At 53.2% G+C, this 16,044-nt stretch carries 19 protein-coding genes; 17 read left to right on the top strand and 2 right to left on the bottom strand.

Going from position 1 to position 16,044, the window contains the following annotated elements; all coding sequences use genetic code 11:
- Positions 1-2: 2 nt before the first annotated feature.
- The gene (gene yyaC / locus K1I37_RS20805) at positions 3-614 is read right to left on the bottom strand and encodes a spore protease YyaC (protein WP_021296373.1); all 612 of its coding nucleotides are present in this window, start codon (positions 612-614) and stop codon (positions 3-5) included.
- Between the two features lie 93 nt (positions 615-707).
- Here yyaC and K1I37_RS20800 point away from each other — a divergent pair, with 93 nt between their 5' ends.
- The 8 genes from K1I37_RS20800 (at position 708) to rpsR (ending at position 7,174) form a co-directional block, all read left to right on the top strand.
- Positions 708-1,319 (top strand): hypothetical protein, encoded by a 612-nt coding sequence (locus tag K1I37_RS20800; RefSeq protein ID WP_021296374.1) that lies wholly within the window; start codon positions 708-710, stop codon positions 1,317-1,319.
- 22 nt (positions 1,320-1,341) lie between these two features.
- Complete coding sequence (locus tag K1I37_RS20795; RefSeq protein ID WP_021296375.1) at positions 1,342-2,241, top strand: mechanosensitive ion channel family protein; 900 nt, start codon at positions 1,342-1,344, stop codon at positions 2,239-2,241.
- A complete protein-coding gene (locus tag K1I37_RS20790) occupies positions 2,231-2,461 on the top strand; it encodes a DUF951 domain-containing protein (RefSeq protein WP_021296376.1) in 231 nt (76 codons plus the stop codon). Before K1I37_RS20795 ends, K1I37_RS20790 begins: the two co-directional genes overlap by 11 nt.
- Positions 2,433-4,457, top strand: a complete 2,025-nt coding sequence (locus K1I37_RS20785) for a molybdopterin-dependent oxidoreductase (RefSeq protein ID WP_021296377.1) — start codon at positions 2,433-2,435, stop codon at positions 4,455-4,457. Before K1I37_RS20790 ends, K1I37_RS20785 begins: the two co-directional genes overlap by 29 nt.
- 375 nt (positions 4,458-4,832) lie before the next feature.
- Positions 4,833-5,933, top strand: coding sequence for a redox-regulated ATPase YchF (gene ychF / locus K1I37_RS20780; RefSeq protein WP_021296379.1), 1,101 nt, complete (start codon positions 4,833-4,835; stop codon positions 5,931-5,933).
- Between the two features lie 146 nt (positions 5,934-6,079).
- Positions 6,080-6,367 (top strand): 30S ribosomal protein S6, encoded by a 288-nt coding sequence (rpsF, locus tag K1I37_RS20775; protein ID WP_021296380.1) that lies wholly within the window; start codon positions 6,080-6,082, stop codon positions 6,365-6,367.
- A 17-nt stretch (positions 6,368-6,384) separates the two neighbouring features.
- Entirely contained in the window at positions 6,385-6,870 is a 486-nt protein-coding gene (gene ssb, locus K1I37_RS20770) for a single-stranded DNA-binding protein (RefSeq protein ID WP_021296381.1), read from the top strand.
- Positions 6,871-6,943: 73 nt separating this feature from the next.
- On the top strand, positions 6,944-7,174 hold the full coding sequence (gene rpsR / locus K1I37_RS20765) for a 30S ribosomal protein S18 (protein ID WP_021296382.1): 231 nt from the start codon (positions 6,944-6,946) through the stop codon (positions 7,172-7,174).
- 113 nt (positions 7,175-7,287) lie between these two features.
- Here the strand turns inward: rpsR and K1I37_RS20760 are convergent, their stop codons facing one another.
- Complete coding sequence (locus K1I37_RS20760) at positions 7,288-7,473, bottom strand: H-type small acid-soluble spore protein (RefSeq protein ID WP_021296383.1); 186 nt, start codon at positions 7,471-7,473, stop codon at positions 7,288-7,290.
- Positions 7,474-7,637: 164 nt separating this feature from the next.
- On the opposite strand from K1I37_RS20760, the gene K1I37_RS20755 reads away from it, so the two are divergent.
- The 9 genes from K1I37_RS20755 to K1I37_RS20715 all read left to right on the top strand — a co-directional run bounded on the left by K1I37_RS20755 (position 7,638) and on the right by K1I37_RS20715 (position 15,925).
- Positions 7,638-7,943, top strand: a complete 306-nt coding sequence (locus tag K1I37_RS20755; protein ID WP_021296384.1) for a MazG-like family protein — start codon at positions 7,638-7,640, stop codon at positions 7,941-7,943.
- A gap of 160 nt (positions 7,944-8,103) precedes the next feature.
- Positions 8,104-8,547 carry a 50S ribosomal protein L9 gene (gene rplI / locus K1I37_RS20750; RefSeq protein WP_021296385.1) on the top strand — a complete coding sequence of 148 codons (444 nt, stop codon included), beginning with the start codon at positions 8,104-8,106 and terminating at the stop codon, positions 8,545-8,547.
- A 78-nt stretch (positions 8,548-8,625) separates the two neighbouring features.
- On the top strand, positions 8,626-10,011 hold the full coding sequence (gene dnaB, locus K1I37_RS20745) for a replicative DNA helicase (protein ID WP_031218569.1): 1,386 nt from the start codon (positions 8,626-8,628) through the stop codon (positions 10,009-10,011).
- Entirely contained in the window at positions 10,008-10,457 is a 450-nt protein-coding gene (locus K1I37_RS20740; protein ID WP_021296387.1) for a hypothetical protein, read from the top strand. Before dnaB ends, K1I37_RS20740 begins: the two co-directional genes overlap by 4 nt.
- A 19-nt stretch (positions 10,458-10,476) precedes the next feature.
- A complete protein-coding gene (locus tag K1I37_RS20735; RefSeq protein WP_021296388.1) occupies positions 10,477-11,202 on the top strand; it encodes a response regulator in 726 nt (241 codons plus the stop codon).
- 1 nt (position 11,203) lies between these two features.
- Positions 11,204-12,979 carry an ATP-binding protein gene (locus K1I37_RS20730; RefSeq protein ID WP_021296389.1) on the top strand — a complete coding sequence of 592 codons (1,776 nt, stop codon included), beginning with the start codon at positions 11,204-11,206 and terminating at the stop codon, positions 12,977-12,979.
- The gene (gene yycH, locus K1I37_RS20725; RefSeq protein ID WP_021296390.1) at positions 12,976-14,280 is read left to right on the top strand and encodes a two-component system activity regulator YycH; all 1,305 of its coding nucleotides are present in this window, start codon (positions 12,976-12,978) and stop codon (positions 14,278-14,280) included. The genes K1I37_RS20730 and yycH overlap by 4 nt, the downstream gene beginning before the upstream one ends.
- Positions 14,277-15,104, top strand: coding sequence for a two-component system regulatory protein YycI (yycI, locus tag K1I37_RS20720; protein ID WP_021296391.1), 828 nt, complete (start codon positions 14,277-14,279; stop codon positions 15,102-15,104). Before yycH ends, yycI begins: the two co-directional genes overlap by 4 nt.
- 11 nt (positions 15,105-15,115) lie before the next feature.
- Entirely contained in the window at positions 15,116-15,925 is an 810-nt protein-coding gene (locus K1I37_RS20715) for an MBL fold metallo-hydrolase (RefSeq protein ID WP_021296392.1), read from the top strand.
- Positions 15,926-16,044: the final 119 nt, after the last annotated feature.

Below are 16,044 nucleotides of genomic sequence, written 5' to 3'. Positions count from 1 at the left end.
GGTTACACCCCGAGGCGCATTCGTTGCGTGACAGCATATTTTTGTAGGCTCGCATGTAATGCGTGAACGACGATGTCACACATTTTAATTACGATTCCAAGCCGCGTATTTTGCAAGACGAAGTACTCCATAAATCCACTGACATTCACTATTCCGGTTACCGTTAAATCGCCAAACTCCGGCAGCGTTTTCTTCACACCCGCCCCAGGCCGTAGCGGCCCTTGTTCGACCATAATGTGTCCGACGTGATCGAATTTTCCGAGGCACGCATCGATGGCGATGACAAACGGCGGATCCTGATACTGTTCTTTAATCCGTTCTAACGTATGCCCTAAATTGACTGCATGTACCGGCTCGTCCAACGTACCGAATACATCTACGCCGGTGATGCGGGGCAGTGCGCGCAGGCGCGAGCCAATGATTGGGCCGAAGGCGTCACCTGTTGAGCGATCAGTCCCCACACAAACAACCAAAATCTGCGATTGGCGGCATAGTGCGAGACCCTGGTCGAGAAATTCGCCCAGACGTTGTGTCGCATCTAATTCATCAAATGCGACTCGTCCAATCACGCCTCCCGCTGGCATTTCTGTAAAGTCTGTCTGGCTATTTTTCAACGGGAATCCTCCTACAACGGAATATTCCCAGTATACGTTCGCGTAGCATCAACTATACCTGTCCCATAGTTGAAACAGAAAAGGGGTACTTCATTGGTAGATATCATGCTGATAGGAGAAGTGTTCTGGGTCTGGCTGTGGGTGCGCAACAGAAGTGCGGAAAGAGCGCTTTTATACGTGGGCGCCATGTTTACAGCGGTGTTCGTCGCGACGCATGTTTCGCCGTGGTTCGCTCGTCGGTTCATGGAGACGGGGAACACCTTTATGTGGTTGGCCGACAGGATGCAAGAGGCCACGCGGCCGGTCGGTGCCGTTGGCGCGTTAGTTCCGCCTGTTCCCGTGGGTGCCATGGGCTCATACGCCGACACGCGATGGATTGCACTTCATCTATTGCAGGGAATGTTTACAGTGCTTATGACCTGGGCCATTTTTACGTTGTTCATGGTAACAGAGCATTTGATGGAGGCGTTTTGGGACGACCATCGAACCTTGGTGGTCTATGGCGACACGTTCTTGGCCAATTTGTCCGGCGTCATTTGTGGGCTTGTCTTGGCGTGGACCAGTGTTTGGTTTGTGGCCAATTTATCGTGGTTCTCGTTACCAAGTGTTGTGTATGAGTCGATTAACCGGTCTTTGTTTTTTATCACGGGTTCGCATATTGTAGCCTATCTTTCAAGTCTACATGCTATGTTATCATGGGCATAATGACTTGGGAGGAGGACGACATGTGCAAAACAATCTCAGCTGGTGGAAACAATTCAAACACGACTTGGTCGATCCGACGCATGTGGAACGCCTTCTTCTGACTGTGGGCGAGGATTTGCTTCGGGTGATTGTGCTGTATATCATCGCTCGAATCATTATCCGCCTTGCGTTGCGGTTGTCGCGAAGGCTCTTGAAGCTCCATCGCAATCGTATGGACAAGCGTCGGCTTGATACACTAGATTCCCTGTTCAGCAATATCATTCGTTATACGGTGTACTTTTTGTTTGCTGTGGAGTCGCTTGCCGTTTTCCATTTAAATATCACGACGCTATTAGCCGGTGCAGGAGTCGTCGGACTGGCTGTCGGTTTTGGGGCACAAGGACTGATTAAAGATCTGATTTCGGGTCTCTTTATTCTATTTGAAGACCAGTACGGTGTTGGCGATACGGTGCAGATCAACGGGTTTACAGGCACGGTCGTATCGATAGGTGTTCGCTTGACTCGCGTGCAGGCGTGGACGGGAGAAGTGGAGATTATCCCGAATGGGCAAATTGCTACGGTGACGAATTACTCGCGGACCAACTCGGTCGCTGTAGTGGACGTCGGCGTTTCGTATAATGCAAATCTGAAGCAAGCGATGCAAATCATCGAGCAGGTGATGAACCAGTTGAAGCAAGAGGAAGAGAATGTCATCGGGGATGTCTCCATCGCTGGTGTGCAGGAGTTGCGGGATTCCGATGTGTTGATTCGTGCGACAGCTGTTTGTGCGCCGATGACGCAATATGGCATTCAACGAAAGGCACAGCAGCGAATTAAGGAGGCATTTGATGAAGCTGGTATCGAAATTCCGTTTGTCCATCGGACAGTGGTCTTAAAAGGCGACGTCAATGCGATGGAGAGGGGGAACGACCATGTCGGTTGAGTACGCCATGCACGATATTGTGAAGATGAAAAAGCCACACGCCTGTGGCGAGAACGCTTGGGAAATCATCCGATTGGGCATGGACATTCGTATCAAATGTCAGAAGTGCGGACACAGTGTGTTGATTCCTCGGGCGCGTTTTGATCGGCTGATTCGCAAGATATTGGTCCCGCACGAGGGGAGGGCACCAAATGACCATCAAGACGGCCTGTCCCATTGATTGTTACGACGGTTGCAGTATGCTTGCGACTGTAAAAGAAAACGGAGAAATTCAATTGCAGGGGAACCCGGAACATCCAATTACGCGGGGGGCTTTGTGCAATCGCGGGCGCCGCTTGGCGGCGCGGCGAGATGGTGAAGACAGGGTCGTCTATCCACTCAAAAAGGTAGGTGGAGAATGGGTGCCAATCTCCTGGGCGCAGGCTTATCGGGAGATTGGTCAGCAGATTCGCGTCGCGATCGACAAGTATGGCCATCATTCCATTTTGCACGCCTTCGACTGGGGGTCAGGTGCTCTGCTGAAGAGCCTGAGTCAACGGTTCTTTTATCAACTTGGCGGCTGCACGGAGACAGTGGGCAGTCTTTGTTGGGACGCCGGTTTGGAGGCGCAACGCTATGATTTCGGACAAGCTCGTAGCCATGCGCCAGATGATATGGTGCGCAACAGTCGTGGAATCGTGGTTTGGGGTCGGAACGTAGCGACGACAAATGTTCACATGATGCCATTTATTAAAGCGGCACAGGCGCGTGGTGCAAAGCTTGTGGTCGTGAATCCACTGCCTACGGATGTGGCGCGTCGGGCAGATATGTGCGTCTATCCGCGACCTGGGACAGATGCCCTGTTGGCGCTTGGCGTGCTTCGAGTATGTCGCGATTTAAATCTTATCGACCAGCGATTCACGCAAACATGCGCAGTTGGTTGGGACGCGTTTGCAAAGACGTTGGATGCGTATGCGCTTGACCGTGTTTCACGTGAAACAAATGTGGAACCTGAGCAAATTCGGGCTTTAGCCGAGTTCTATGGGCAATCGGGTCCTGTCACCACACTGCTTGGCATCGGGATGCAGCGATATGCTGGTGGAGGCAATGCGATTCGCGCCATCGATGCCTTGGCGGCCGCCACAGGTAACGTCGGTATTCCAGGAGGTGGCGTCAATTATGCGCAGCGGGGGATGGCGGCGTTTGTGGACGAAGACGCACTCACTGGACGTAGTGCGGCGGATGTCCGGGAATTTGTGCGTGGAACACAGGCGCAGGAAATTCTGTCGTCGAATCCACCGATTCAGGTGTTGTTTGTCACACGAACCAATCCATTGACACAGGTGCCTGACTCTGCTACTTTGCGCAAGGCATATGCGGGGATTGGTTGTAAAGTCGTCATTGATATGTACATGACGGAGACGGCACAGGCCGCCGATTATGTTTTACCTTGCACCAGTGTATTGGAGGAGGAGGACGTCACCTATACGACGATGTGGCATCCGTATCTGTCTTATATTCACCCTGTGGTACCGCCAAGAGGAGAGAGTAAACCGGAGTGGCAGATTTTCTCGGAGTTGGCGGACGTACTGGGTATGGGTGAGAAGATGGAGGGAAGTGTGCAATCGTGGTTGACATTAGCTTTGAGACCGTTATTGGCGCAAGGTATCACATTGGAACAAATCCAAACAGATGGATTCGTTCGTCTGCCCATTGAAGAGGTTCCATTTGCAGATGGTCGGTTTTTGACGCCAAGTGAAAAGTTCGAATTCTGGTCGAATGCGGCAGTCGCAGATGGACAATCTGCGGTGGCGACGTATGTGCCGCCGCGCCGTGCCCATGGCAGTGGCCATCATCGGTTGACATTGTTGACGATTCACCCGCGCAAACACGAAAATTCTCAACGTCAACATGTCGTTGGGGACGTGGTTTACCCAGTGGTTGAGATGTCGCGCGTGGTGGCCGACGAGCACGGTATCCGATCCGGCGACGCAGTGCGCCTATACAATGATAAAGCGAGCCTTCAAGGGGTTGCAAAGGTGCGCGAAGAAGGTCATCCTTATACGGTGCAAGTGGAGTCTGGGTGGTCTGGACAGGGTATTTCTATCAATGATTTTACAGACGCTGATTCGGCTGATTTTGGCCAACAGACGGCTCAGTATGATTGTGCGTGCAGCGTTGAACTTATCGCATCTGCGCTGGTCATCGGTGTAGAAAAGAGAGAGCCCGTACAATAGGCGGGCTCTCTGCATCTATAAGGAATAAAAATGCCGATTATGAGGCTTGGCAGTTGGGACTGGTCTGGACACGCTTGCTGAGGTCTTCGGGTTGAATCGCCAATGCTTTTGGGTTGAGTTTGCGTACTTTGAGCCTACGCAGCAGTTTCCGTAGCATGGACAGTCACCTCCTTATAGTCATAGTATTACTTCAAAACGCGAAAGTATCCAAGGGGTTGTCCATCAAGTTGTGGTCCCATGGTGCGTTTTGCGTGTCGCGCGTTGTGTTTGAACGCTACAATATACTATACGCGCTTTTGTCGTACAAAGTTGCATTGTCAGAGATAAGTTGTTCCACCTATACTTGATTTGCAAGGTACGTAGCGAGGTGTCAATATGCCATTACAGGCTGGAATTGTAGGATTGCCGAACGTTGGTAAATCGACGTTGTTTAACGCGATTACCAAAGCTGGGGCAGAGGCTGCCAATTATCCGTTTTGCACGATTGATCCTAACGTTGGTGTCGTTGAGGTCCCGGATGTCCGTCTACAGGGACTCGCTGAGATTGTTCATCCGAAGCGAATTGTTCCGACGGCGTTTGAATTTGTCGACATCGCGGGATTAGTCAAAGGCGCGAGTCAAGGCGAAGGGCTTGGCAACCGATTTCTTGGTCACATTCGGGAAGTCGATGCGATTGTTCACGTGGTGCGCTGTTTTGAAAATGGGGACATCACGCATGTGTCAGGGTCGGTTGATCCACTTCGAGATATCGAGACGATTGAAATCGAGTTGATTTTGGCTGATTTAGAAACGGTGCAGAAGCGGCTCGATAGAGCGAAGAAAAACATGAAGAGCGGCGACAAGAAGTTTAAAGTTGAGGCGGATGCGCTGGAACGCTTGGCCGCTGCGTTAGAAGCGGGGCAACCAGGCCGCTCAGTTGAGCTGTCTGATGACGAAACGGCGCTTCTGCGGGATTTGCACTTGTTGACCACCAAACCCATTCTCTATGTGGCTAACGTGGGTGAGGACGAGGCTGCTGACAGCAGTGGGAATCCTCACGTAGAAGCCGTGCGGCAGCGCGCTGCCAGTGAACAGGCTCAGGTGGTGGTGGTGTCCGCCCAACTTGAGGCGGAAATCGCTGAGTTGGAGGGGGAGGACCGGGATGCATTCTTGGCCGACCTCGGACTTGCTGAAGCTGGATTGGACAAGCTCATCCGCAGTGCATATGACTTGCTCGGTTTGCGGACGTATTTCACGGCTGGCGAACCGGAGGTTCGTGCCTGGACGATTCGTGAGGGAACGAAGGCGCCGCAGGCAGCGGGCGTCATCCACAGCGACTTCGAACGCGGCTTTATTCGAGCCGAGGTGGTCGCGTTCGAGGATTTAATCCGCGCGGGCAGTTACACTGCGGCCCGGGAACAGGGCAAAGTGCGATTAGAAGGAAAAGACTATATCGTGGAAGACGGCGATGTGATGCATTTCCGGTTTAATGTCTGATACGGGCAGCCTGAGAATGGATTGAAAGTATTGTATCTAGGCTGTATGTGTGTTAACATTGTTAATCGGCGCATTAAATTCGTTTTTTGTCGCCATTCATCCTTGCTCCGAATAGGGGCCATGAGACCAGAAGGAGGTGTCACGGTATGCGTAAGTACGAGACGATGTTCATTCTGAATCCAGCTCTCGAAGGTGAACAGACGACGGAGTTGGTTCAAAAATATCAAACGCTCATCTCTAACCAAGGCGGTCAGATTGACGAACTGCAGGAGATTGGCAAGCGTCGTTTGGCGTACGAAATCGAAGGCGACCGTGAGGGCTACTACGTGTTGATGCAATACACGGCAGGTACAGAAGTACCAAAAGAGCTCGAACGCGTCATGCGCATTGACGACAATGTCGTTCGTTATTTGACAGTCCGCGTGGGTGAGTAATTCGCGGAGGGGAATTTATGCTGAACCGGGTAATATTAATTGGCCGTTTGACCGCTGATCCTGAGTTGCGTTATACCAATTCAGGAACACCTGTTGCGTCGTTTACACTCGCTGTCGACAGAATGCGTTCTGGTCAGGCGGGGGAACGGCAAACAGACTTCATCAATATTGTGGTCTGGCAGAAACAAGCGGAAATCGTATCGCAGTATTTGCAGAAGGGTCGGTTGGCTGCGGTTGACGGGCGCCTGCAGATTCGGACATACGATAACCGAGAGGGTCAAAAGGTTCGGGTTGCTGAGGTTGTGGCGGAATCTGTTCGCTTTTTGGACAGGGGGTCCGACGCACCACAGGGTGGTGGTTATGGTGGCGGTGCGCCAAGCACAAGCACCAATACGAATCGGTCACCGCGCCCAGAACGTGGTTCAGCACCTCTGTACGAAGATGATCCATTTGCTGACGACAGTCAAACTATCGACATTTCGGAAGATGATTTGCCCTTTTGATTTGTACGACAGGGTATTTTACCAAAACAAACGATTGGCTGTTATTCAGTCATAACGACGAGGAGTGATTCTTATGCCGCGCAAAGGTCGTGGCGGGAAGCGTCGTAAGGTTTGCCAATTCTGCGTCGACAAGATCGATCATGCAGATTATAAAGATATCGGTCGTTTGAATAAGTTCTTGACCGAGCGTGGCAAAATTCTTCCACGGCGTATTTCCGGCAACTGTGCACGCCACCAACGTCAGGTGACGGTTGCAATTAAACGTGCACGTCAAATCGCGTTGATGCCATACACCACTGAGTAATTTTGTGGTGTGAGATAGAACAAAAAGCACCCAGCCTTGGTGGCTGTGGTGCTTTTTGTTATGACAGGTTGTGCAGGTGTGATAAACGCTTGTTTTGCTTGTGCTGGTACAAGTTAGTGGACAGTTTTTTTCTCCTGTAGTTCCGATACAGGAACGTTCGTCACAGATCCGTTTTCATAACTGACTTCAGCATATGGGCTCGATTCAAATAGCCTATCGATACGGACTGGTGTACCCTCATATGTCACATCAATATAATCTGGTGACTCAAAAATCTCTTTCGCGCGTTGCATATCCATATGAAACACCTCTCGTCGTGTTTGACATGTATTGTTGCCTTGGACGGCGTCAGACATGCGAGCAATCACGCGGTTCGGGCAGGAATCAGCTTTTGGCTTGTGGAACCTTACATAATAGATTTTTGTACGGGTATGCCATTACGCCGGGGGGAGGGAGGATTCGCATGGCTGACTTGGAATCGAAAGTGGACTTGACCCGCAAATTGCAAACGGTCGAGCACGATAGGATTGAACTCGTCCAACAGGCAGTTGAGGTGTTACGTAGCATCCAGTCCGGCAATGAGGCGGAATTGACAGATGCGTTGGCAGGCGTTGTGGGTCTGGGTTACTTATTGGCTGTGCAAATGGGGATTCATCCACATCGAATTGACAACGTGATTGCCGGGGGGTACCGGGTGGCTGCAGAAGTGGATGCCAGTCGCAAGCCCGAATTACTAGAGGTCGCGAAATACCTCTCAGAACGCCTGTAATCCGTGATGGCGATGAATCCAGTTGTCAAAATGCGGACATCGACACGTTTGTTGTGTCGCTTGGTCGCTTTTTCATTTGCTCTATTGCGCTTAGCAGACTACCATAAACTTATATCACTGTCGGCTCTCTGAGGTTCGGCAAGATAAGGGGGACATGTCGATGAAAGTCATCTTGTTACAGGATGTGAAAGGTCAAGGGAAAAAGGGAGAGGTCAAGGATGTGAGTGAGGGGTATGCTCGCAATTTCCTGTTGCCTCGCAACTTGGCCGAAGAGGCGACGGCATCGGCATTACACCGCCTTCAAACCCAACACGACAAAGTTGCCCGGCATAAGGCGCAAGAGCTCCAGGAAGCGAAGGATCTCGCGGCTCGGTTGGAAGATAAAAAGATTGTCGTGAAAACACAGGTCGGCGAGGGTGGAAAGCTGTTTGGCGCCATCACGACGAAACATATCGCAGATGCGATGAAACGCGATGGATTTGCGGTGGATAAGCGTAAAATCCAGTTGCATGATCCCATTAAGTCACTCGGTGGGCACCGTGTTCAGGTGAAACTTCATCCAGATGTATCCGTCAACATTTTGGTCTACGTGGAAGCCGAGTGAGCAGGGGCTTGAGTGGATGCCCGTGGCTTCTGGAATCTGATTTACCTTGCGAGCTCTTGACAATGGAAGGCGATAGATATGGCAAGTGAACAGTCTGTATGGGGGCGTCCTGCAGTGAGCGATTCGATGTTGCGGATGCCTCCGCAACAGGTTGAGGCTGAGCAAGCGGTGCTGGGCGCGATGTTGATTTCCGAAGACGCCGTCAACGAGGCGCTTGAACTCCTTGAGGCAGAGGACTTTTATCGGGCTGCGCATCAGTCCATCTACCGTGCTATGCGCGAGGTTTACGATGCGGGTCAACCCATTGATGTCGTCACTGTGGCGGCGGCGCTTCGCAATCGTGATGATGCGCTAGATCAGGTCGGTGGTGCGGAGTACTTGGCCGATTTGGCCGCGGCGATGCCCACGGCGCTGCATGTGGGGCAATACGCGCAAATCGTTCGAGAAAAGGCCTTGTTGCGGCGGATTATCGCGGCGGCCACGGATATCGCTGAGGAAGGTTATAGTCAAGATTTGCCCGCCTCGGATGTGTTGGCGGACGCAGAAAAGCGAATTCTGGAACTCAGCCAGTTTCAAAAGACGCGCGACTTTACACATATCTCAGATGTGTTGGAGACGACGTTTGAGCGCATCGAGCAACTGTACGCAAGCGATGGCAGCATCACCGGGGTTCCGACGGGCTATAGTGAGTTGGACAGGATGACGAGTGGGTTCCAAAAGTCTGATCTCATCATTGTCGCCGCCCGTCCATCTGTCGGGAAAACTGCGTTTGCGCTAAATGTGGCGCAAAACGTGGCCGTTCGGCACGGCGTTCCGGTCGCGATATTTTCGCTCGAAATGTCCAAAGACCAACTCGTTCAGCGTATGCTCTGCGCGGAGGCGTACATTGAGGGCCAGAAGTTGCGGACAGGCTCACTGGACGACGATGATTGGCCGAAGTTATCGATGGGCGTCAGCGCCCTTAGCAATTCACCGATATATATCGATGACTCGCCCGGTATCACGGTTCCAGAGATGCGCAGTAAACTGCGCCGTTTGAAGCTGGAAAAAGGGTTAGGGCTTGTTGTCATTGACTATTTGCAGTTGATTCACGGTCGTCGGGGATCAGGGGAAAACCGTCAGCAGGAGATCTCGGAAATTTCGCGTTCGCTAAAACAACTCGCGCGTGAACTTGAGGTTCCAATTGTCTCGCTCGGTCAGCTCAGTAGATCGGTCGAGCAGCGTCAGGACAAGCGGCCGATGCTATCCGATATTCGTGAATCGGGGTCTATCGAGCAGGACGCCGATATCGTCGCGTTTTTGTACCGCGATGACTATTACGACCACGAAACAGAACGCCAGAATATCATTGAAATTATTATTGCGAAGCAACGAAATGGTCCGGTAGGGAAGGTTGAGCTCGTGTTCCTCAAGAACTACAACAAGTTTGTCAATCTCGAGAAGTCCCACCAGCAAGAAGCATGAAACCGGAAGAATTGATGGAACCGCGCACGCTGACTCGCAAAGAGTATCAGCGGATGCGCGCCAAACATCGGCAGCGGCGCCACCGCCGGCGTCGGTCGAGAATCCGGCGGCTGCGCATACTCAAATCGCTTCGCAGTCTCCGGTTTTGGTTACGCGTGGTCATGGGACTGTTTGTTCTGTTGTGCGTGGCGTTTTGGGCTCGTTTCGCGTTCGTCTACGACATTCCAAGTGTCGCCCGCCCCGATTTGCCACAGGGCATTACGGCGTATGTGACCGTCAAACCTTGGTGGTTTGGCCCGCCAGTGTTCGATTTGCGGCAATATGTGCCTGGGGATATTGACGGTGCGCCGGTGGCGGATCCAAGTCAAATGTTTTTGATGAACCTGGGTAAGTACACGGCGGTGGTCGAACACCCACAATTCATCTGGGCATTGAGAAAAGGGTAGATAGCAGAAAGATAGTGTGATGTCTACGAGTTTTCCAAGGCAGGTGCGAAACGTGCAGCACATCCTCGTTGTCGAAGATGAAGAACCGATTTCCAATATCCTGAAGTTTGCCCTAGAGCGCGCCGACTACCGCGTCACTTGTGCGTTTGACGGTAGAGAGGCGATTGCGCTTTGGAAAAGCACGTCTCCCGACTTGATTCTACTGGACGTCATGCTGCCTCAGCTCGACGGCTTTGATGTTCTGCGGACGGTGCGTGCGTCATCGGTTGTGCCGGTCATCATGCTGACGGCCAAAGATGATGAGGTGGACAAGGTGTTGGGACTGGAACTAGGGGCTGACGACTATGTCACGAAGCCATTTAGCACGCGCGAGTTACTGGCGCGTGTAAAGGCCAACCTTCGCAGGGTGACATTTGAGGGTGAGCAAGAAGGACGTCGCCGGGACAGGCTGGTGATTCGCGACCTGGTCGTCGATTTGACGCACTACGAAGTGACGAAGGCTGGTGAACCCATTGCGCTGACGCATCGGGAGTTTCAGTTGCTTTCATTCCTCGCTGCGCGCCCTGGACAGGTGTATACGCGGGAGCAACTGGTCAGCGAAGTGTGGGGTATGGACTACGAAGGGGATGAGCGGGCCGTCGACGTGACGATTCGCCGCCTGCGCGAAAAACTAGAGTCGGATGCGAGCCAGCCGGAGTACGTCATGACGCGTCGCGGCGTCGGCTACTACATCAGGGGTCTTTGATATGGTGGTGTGGCGCAGTCTCCGCGTGAAGCTCGTGCTCGTCTACACCCTTCTGATTCTGTTTGCCGTTGAACTGATTGGTGCGTATTTCGTTCGGGCGCTCACCACGTCACTGATTCATAACCAATCGGAAGCCGCAAAGAGTCAGGCGCAATTGATGGCGACGCTCGTCGGGCCACAGTTGGAACACGCGTCCAAGCAGCAATTGAGCAGTGCGGTCACGGCTGTGCTGCAGTCTGTCCCGCAGTTTCTCAATGGCACTGTGTATCTACTCAACGCAGACGGCTACGTCCTGTACACGTCGGCTGGCGGCGCCTTAGTGGGGCAAAAGCGGACCGATTCCGAGGCCACACAAGTCCTCATCCATCATCAGGATACCGTCGCGATTCGGTTCGATCCGGTCGCCAGCCAACACGTCCTCGTCGTCGCGGTTCCTATGTATCAACGCGCCAAATTTACTGGCGTGCTAGAGTATGTCACCTCGATTCAACCGACCTACGATACGATTCGTCAGGTGACCTCCATTTTCTACACAGGCAGTGGGTTCGTGCTCGTGCTCACCATTGTGCTCGGCATCGTCCTCTCGCGGGCCCTCACGCGACCTGTTCTCGAAGTGACCCGACAGGCCAGAGTGATGGCCGCGGGCGATTTCTCCAAGCGCGTCACGCCGAGCAGCAACGACGAGTTTGGGGATTTGGTCGTCGCTATCAACCACTTGGCTGAAGAACTAGATGAAGCGCTGTCCATGAATCGCAGTGAACAGGAGCGGTTGCGCGCTATCATCACCTCGATGAGCGACGGGGTCATCGTCCTCGATTCCAAACTCGACATTCTCTTCATGAACCACTCGGCGGCGCAGATGCTCGGCATTACGAGCAAAGAGACCTGGAACAAGGTCGATGTCCTCAATTTAGAGGAGATGGCGGAGGAGGCGCTGACGGGTGATTGCATGCGGATTCGCGTCGTTGGCGAGGAAATCTACCACATTACCCTGACGCGCGTTCAGCGCCGCGAGCAGACGGACGGCTTTGTCGCTGTCGTTCGCGATGTGACCGAGCAGGAGCGCCTCAATCAGGCGCGCCGCGAGTTCGTCTCCAACGTCTCGCATGAGCTGCGCACCCCGCTGACCAGCGTCAAGTCGTACATTGAAGCCTTGCGAGATCTGGGTGACGACGAAAAAGATACGCGGGACAACTTTCTCCAGGTCATCGCGCAGGAGACAGATAGAATGGTCCGTCTGACGCGAGATTTGCTGCAGCTCTCTGGGCTTGATCGAGGACAGACGTACAATCTGCACCAGTCTATCGGATTGACTGATCTGCTATTGCAAGTACAACAGCGCTTTCAACTGCAGGCCGAACGCCAGGGCCTCGAATTTAGCGTTGTGGCGCCGGACGACGACGACGTCTTCATTGTCGGCAATCGGGATATGGTCAACCGTATCCTCGACAACCTGTTGTCCAACGCCATGAAGTATACGCCTGCGAAGGGGCACGTCTCGGTGTCGACGCGCGTGTTTCGGGACAGGGTGATTGTCTCGGTCAAAGACGATGGCATCGGCATTCCCAAAGACGACTTGCCGCGCGTGTTTGAGCGGTTTTATCGCGTCGATAAAGGCAGGAGCCGCCGGCTGGGGGGCACTGGACTGGGCCTCGCCTTGGCGCGAGAGATGGTCGAACGAATGGATGGCACGATTGCCATAACGAGTGAGCCAGAACAAGGCACACAGGTCAGCGTTACGTTTGTTCGCGACGAGGGGGTGGAGAAAGCGCGATGAAGCCGTTGGTCCGCACTGGGAAAACTGTGCTGCTTGTTGCACTGGTCATCCTCAGTATTGTCTTAAGCTATTTTTTGTGGTCGGGCAATTTAAAAGAGGGATCAGAAATCGGCATTGTTCAGGATTCCCCGATGCCCACCGAGACCACACCGGACGTGGCGCACGCCGTCCGGCCATATCGAATTGTGGTCCAAGCGGCAGGTGGAACGACCATTGCAAATCCAGACAGCAGCGCCTATACCAACTGGCTATCTGCGCTGGCCACCGCGCATGCCCTAGACCGCACGACTATCCATCAGCTACCCCAAAACGTCGATTTTCAAGTGACCTTACAATTTGGGACGGAAGTCAATCATACCCTCGCGGGGAAGTGGCTGAATCCCTTCTCCTCGACCATCGGCAAATGGAGCGGACGGACCATCATCCTCTACAAATCGAAAGACGATACCAACTGTCGGGTCGCCTTTCCAGTCGATGATGGCATGATGACCGTGAAGACCGACTTGCCCGCCACGACCTTGTGGAAACAAGCCGACAAACAAGTGTCTGCCGCGCCATACGATGCCCTAGACGGCACCAGTGGTACGAGCTATATCCCACGCGCTTTGTCGATGAGCGAGTTCATCTATAGTGTGCGCCAACCGGATACCTTGCCGCTCGTTCACACGTTTTTTGTGAATCCGCAGGCGATTACCCGAATTCAACAGGACCAAAACACGTCGCTTTGGACGGATGGCAGCCGGGCGGTGCTTTGGGACAAACAGACGATGGACTTGCAGTATGAGGACCCCAACGGCACACAAGTCCCGCTGCACGATGATGCGCTGTTGAGCGGGATCGACTTCATTCATACGCACGGAGGAGGGCCACAAAGCGTCATCGCTTTTGACCAACTCGGCAGCTTGACCGTCAACCCCAATGCGCCAAGCTATGTGTTGACGCAGTACGTCGACGGATTCCCCATATTGTCGAACACGGCGAACTACAACATCAATATGGAGAACGGACGTGTCCTGGAGTATGATCGCCCGATGTGGGTCCTCGAACAACCCGTGGCGCAATCCGCTGTGCACGTCCTTGACCGCGGGCAGCTTCTCAACAAGCTCAAGTCGCTCGATCCCGCCGATACCCCGACGAACCTCCGCATCACCCTGGGCTATGCCTTCGTGACGAACCAATCGCTATCGGCACAAAATGAGGTGCAATTGCAGCCGGTATACTATGTGACCAGCGGCAGTGGGGCAGGGTGGATGGTCGATGCACAAAGCGGATCACTCGTGTTAGGAAGTGACCCCTCATGAACTGGGAGACGGCCAAGAATTGGCTTATCGGCTTATTTCTGATACTCGACGCCCTGCTTTTGTGGCAACTGTCATCATCTCGGCAACTGAACAATGGCTATGTCGAGTCCAAGTCGGACTTATTGGCTAACACGAAGACGCTTCTGGCTGAGCACGGGTTGACGCTTGCGACCGACGTGCCCTCGAAACAGCCCGAGCTGTCGTCGTTTCAAGCGAACGTGGCGACTCCGTCGATGAAGACGTTGCAACAGGCCGTCTTGCCGCAAGCGAAGCACGTACAATTCGCGAACGATATTGGGCAAACACAAACCGACGTCGGCCAAATTGTGATGTCTCCGGCGGGGGGCTGGCAGGTTACGTTTGTGCCCCCAAAACCTCTGACGGCACAGCGCAATCCACTCTCGTACGTCTATCACGGGAGCGAATACGAGGAAGACGCAGTGACGTCTTCGCCCCAACAGGAGACATTTTTGCAGTCGTACAAAGGCTATCCGATTTTTGACGCGCGCGTGGTCACCAGTCAGACCAAGCGTGCTTTGAATACGTACACGCAGTCGGAATTGACGTCGATTGTGCCCACCGGATCGCCAAAACCAGTCATTTCCGCCTTAGACGCATTGGATAGCCTCGCCAACGCGGTGGACAAAACGGATGAGACGGAGAATAATAGAATTTTGAGAGTGGATATCGGGTTTGCGAGAAAAGTACCGCTGTACCAGACGGGGGTAGCCGACAACTACTGGTTTCCGGTCTGGCGCGTGGTCACTTCCAATGAGTCCTACTATGTCAATGCATTTACTGGAGAGGTGGAAATCGCTCCATAGGAGGTTTTTGCGTGCAGTTCAGCATTCTGGCCAGCGGCAGCAACGGGAATTCCGTGTACATCGAGCATCAGGATACGCGCATTTTGCTCGATGCAGGTATCAGTGGGAAGCAATTGCGTACGCGGCTGGAGGCAACCTGCCAACGCGGGTTGGAAGGATTGTCTGCTGTGCTGGTCACGCACGAACATGACGATCACGTCCGCGGCCTCACACAGGTTTACAAGTACGCCAAGAGCCCCGTCTATATGACGGAGGGTACACATGCCGCCTTGTCTGAAAAACTGCGACCGGAGGCGGCGAGTTGCCCTGTCGCGTTTGTCCGCGAGGACGAAGTCTTTTACATAGGCAGCATCCGCGTGACGCCGTTTGCGATATCTCACGACGCTGAACAGCCTGTCGCGTATCGATTTGATACGGACGACGGCAGCCTCGCTGTGGTGACAGATCTCGGATACGTCACAGACCACCAAAAGGATTTGCTGCAAGGGTGTCAGGCGTATGTGTTTGAGAGTAACCACGACGTGGACATGCTGCGGGCCGGACGTTATCCGTGGCACCTGAAACGGCGCATCTTAGGTGACAAGGGCCATCTGTCGAATGTCGATGCCGCTTACGCACTTGTGGACATTCTTCCGGATGCGCCCGTCGACGTCTACCTGGCTCATTTAAGCCAAGATAACAACCATCCAGATTTGGCGGATATTACCGTGCAAGGGATATTGAGCGACGCTCGCTCGAGGATTGCCAGGGAAATACGAATTAAACGAACCAGTCGACACGAAGCGACACCATTCGTTTCACTTACTCAACAGACTGTATGATGAAGCACCCATTTGTTCAAACTAACGTTGCGAAACATCACCGTTCGGTAGATGTCCTCAAACGATACCTCTTGATTTGTGAGTCTCGGATGCACAGTTAGCAACGTGCAGGGAATGAG

It is taken from the genome of Alicyclobacillus acidoterrestris (assembly GCF_022674245.1).
Taxonomy (GTDB): domain Bacteria; phylum Bacillota; class Bacilli; order Alicyclobacillales; family Alicyclobacillaceae; genus Alicyclobacillus; species Alicyclobacillus acidoterrestris.
This window is presented reverse-complemented; position numbering and strand designations above follow the sequence as displayed.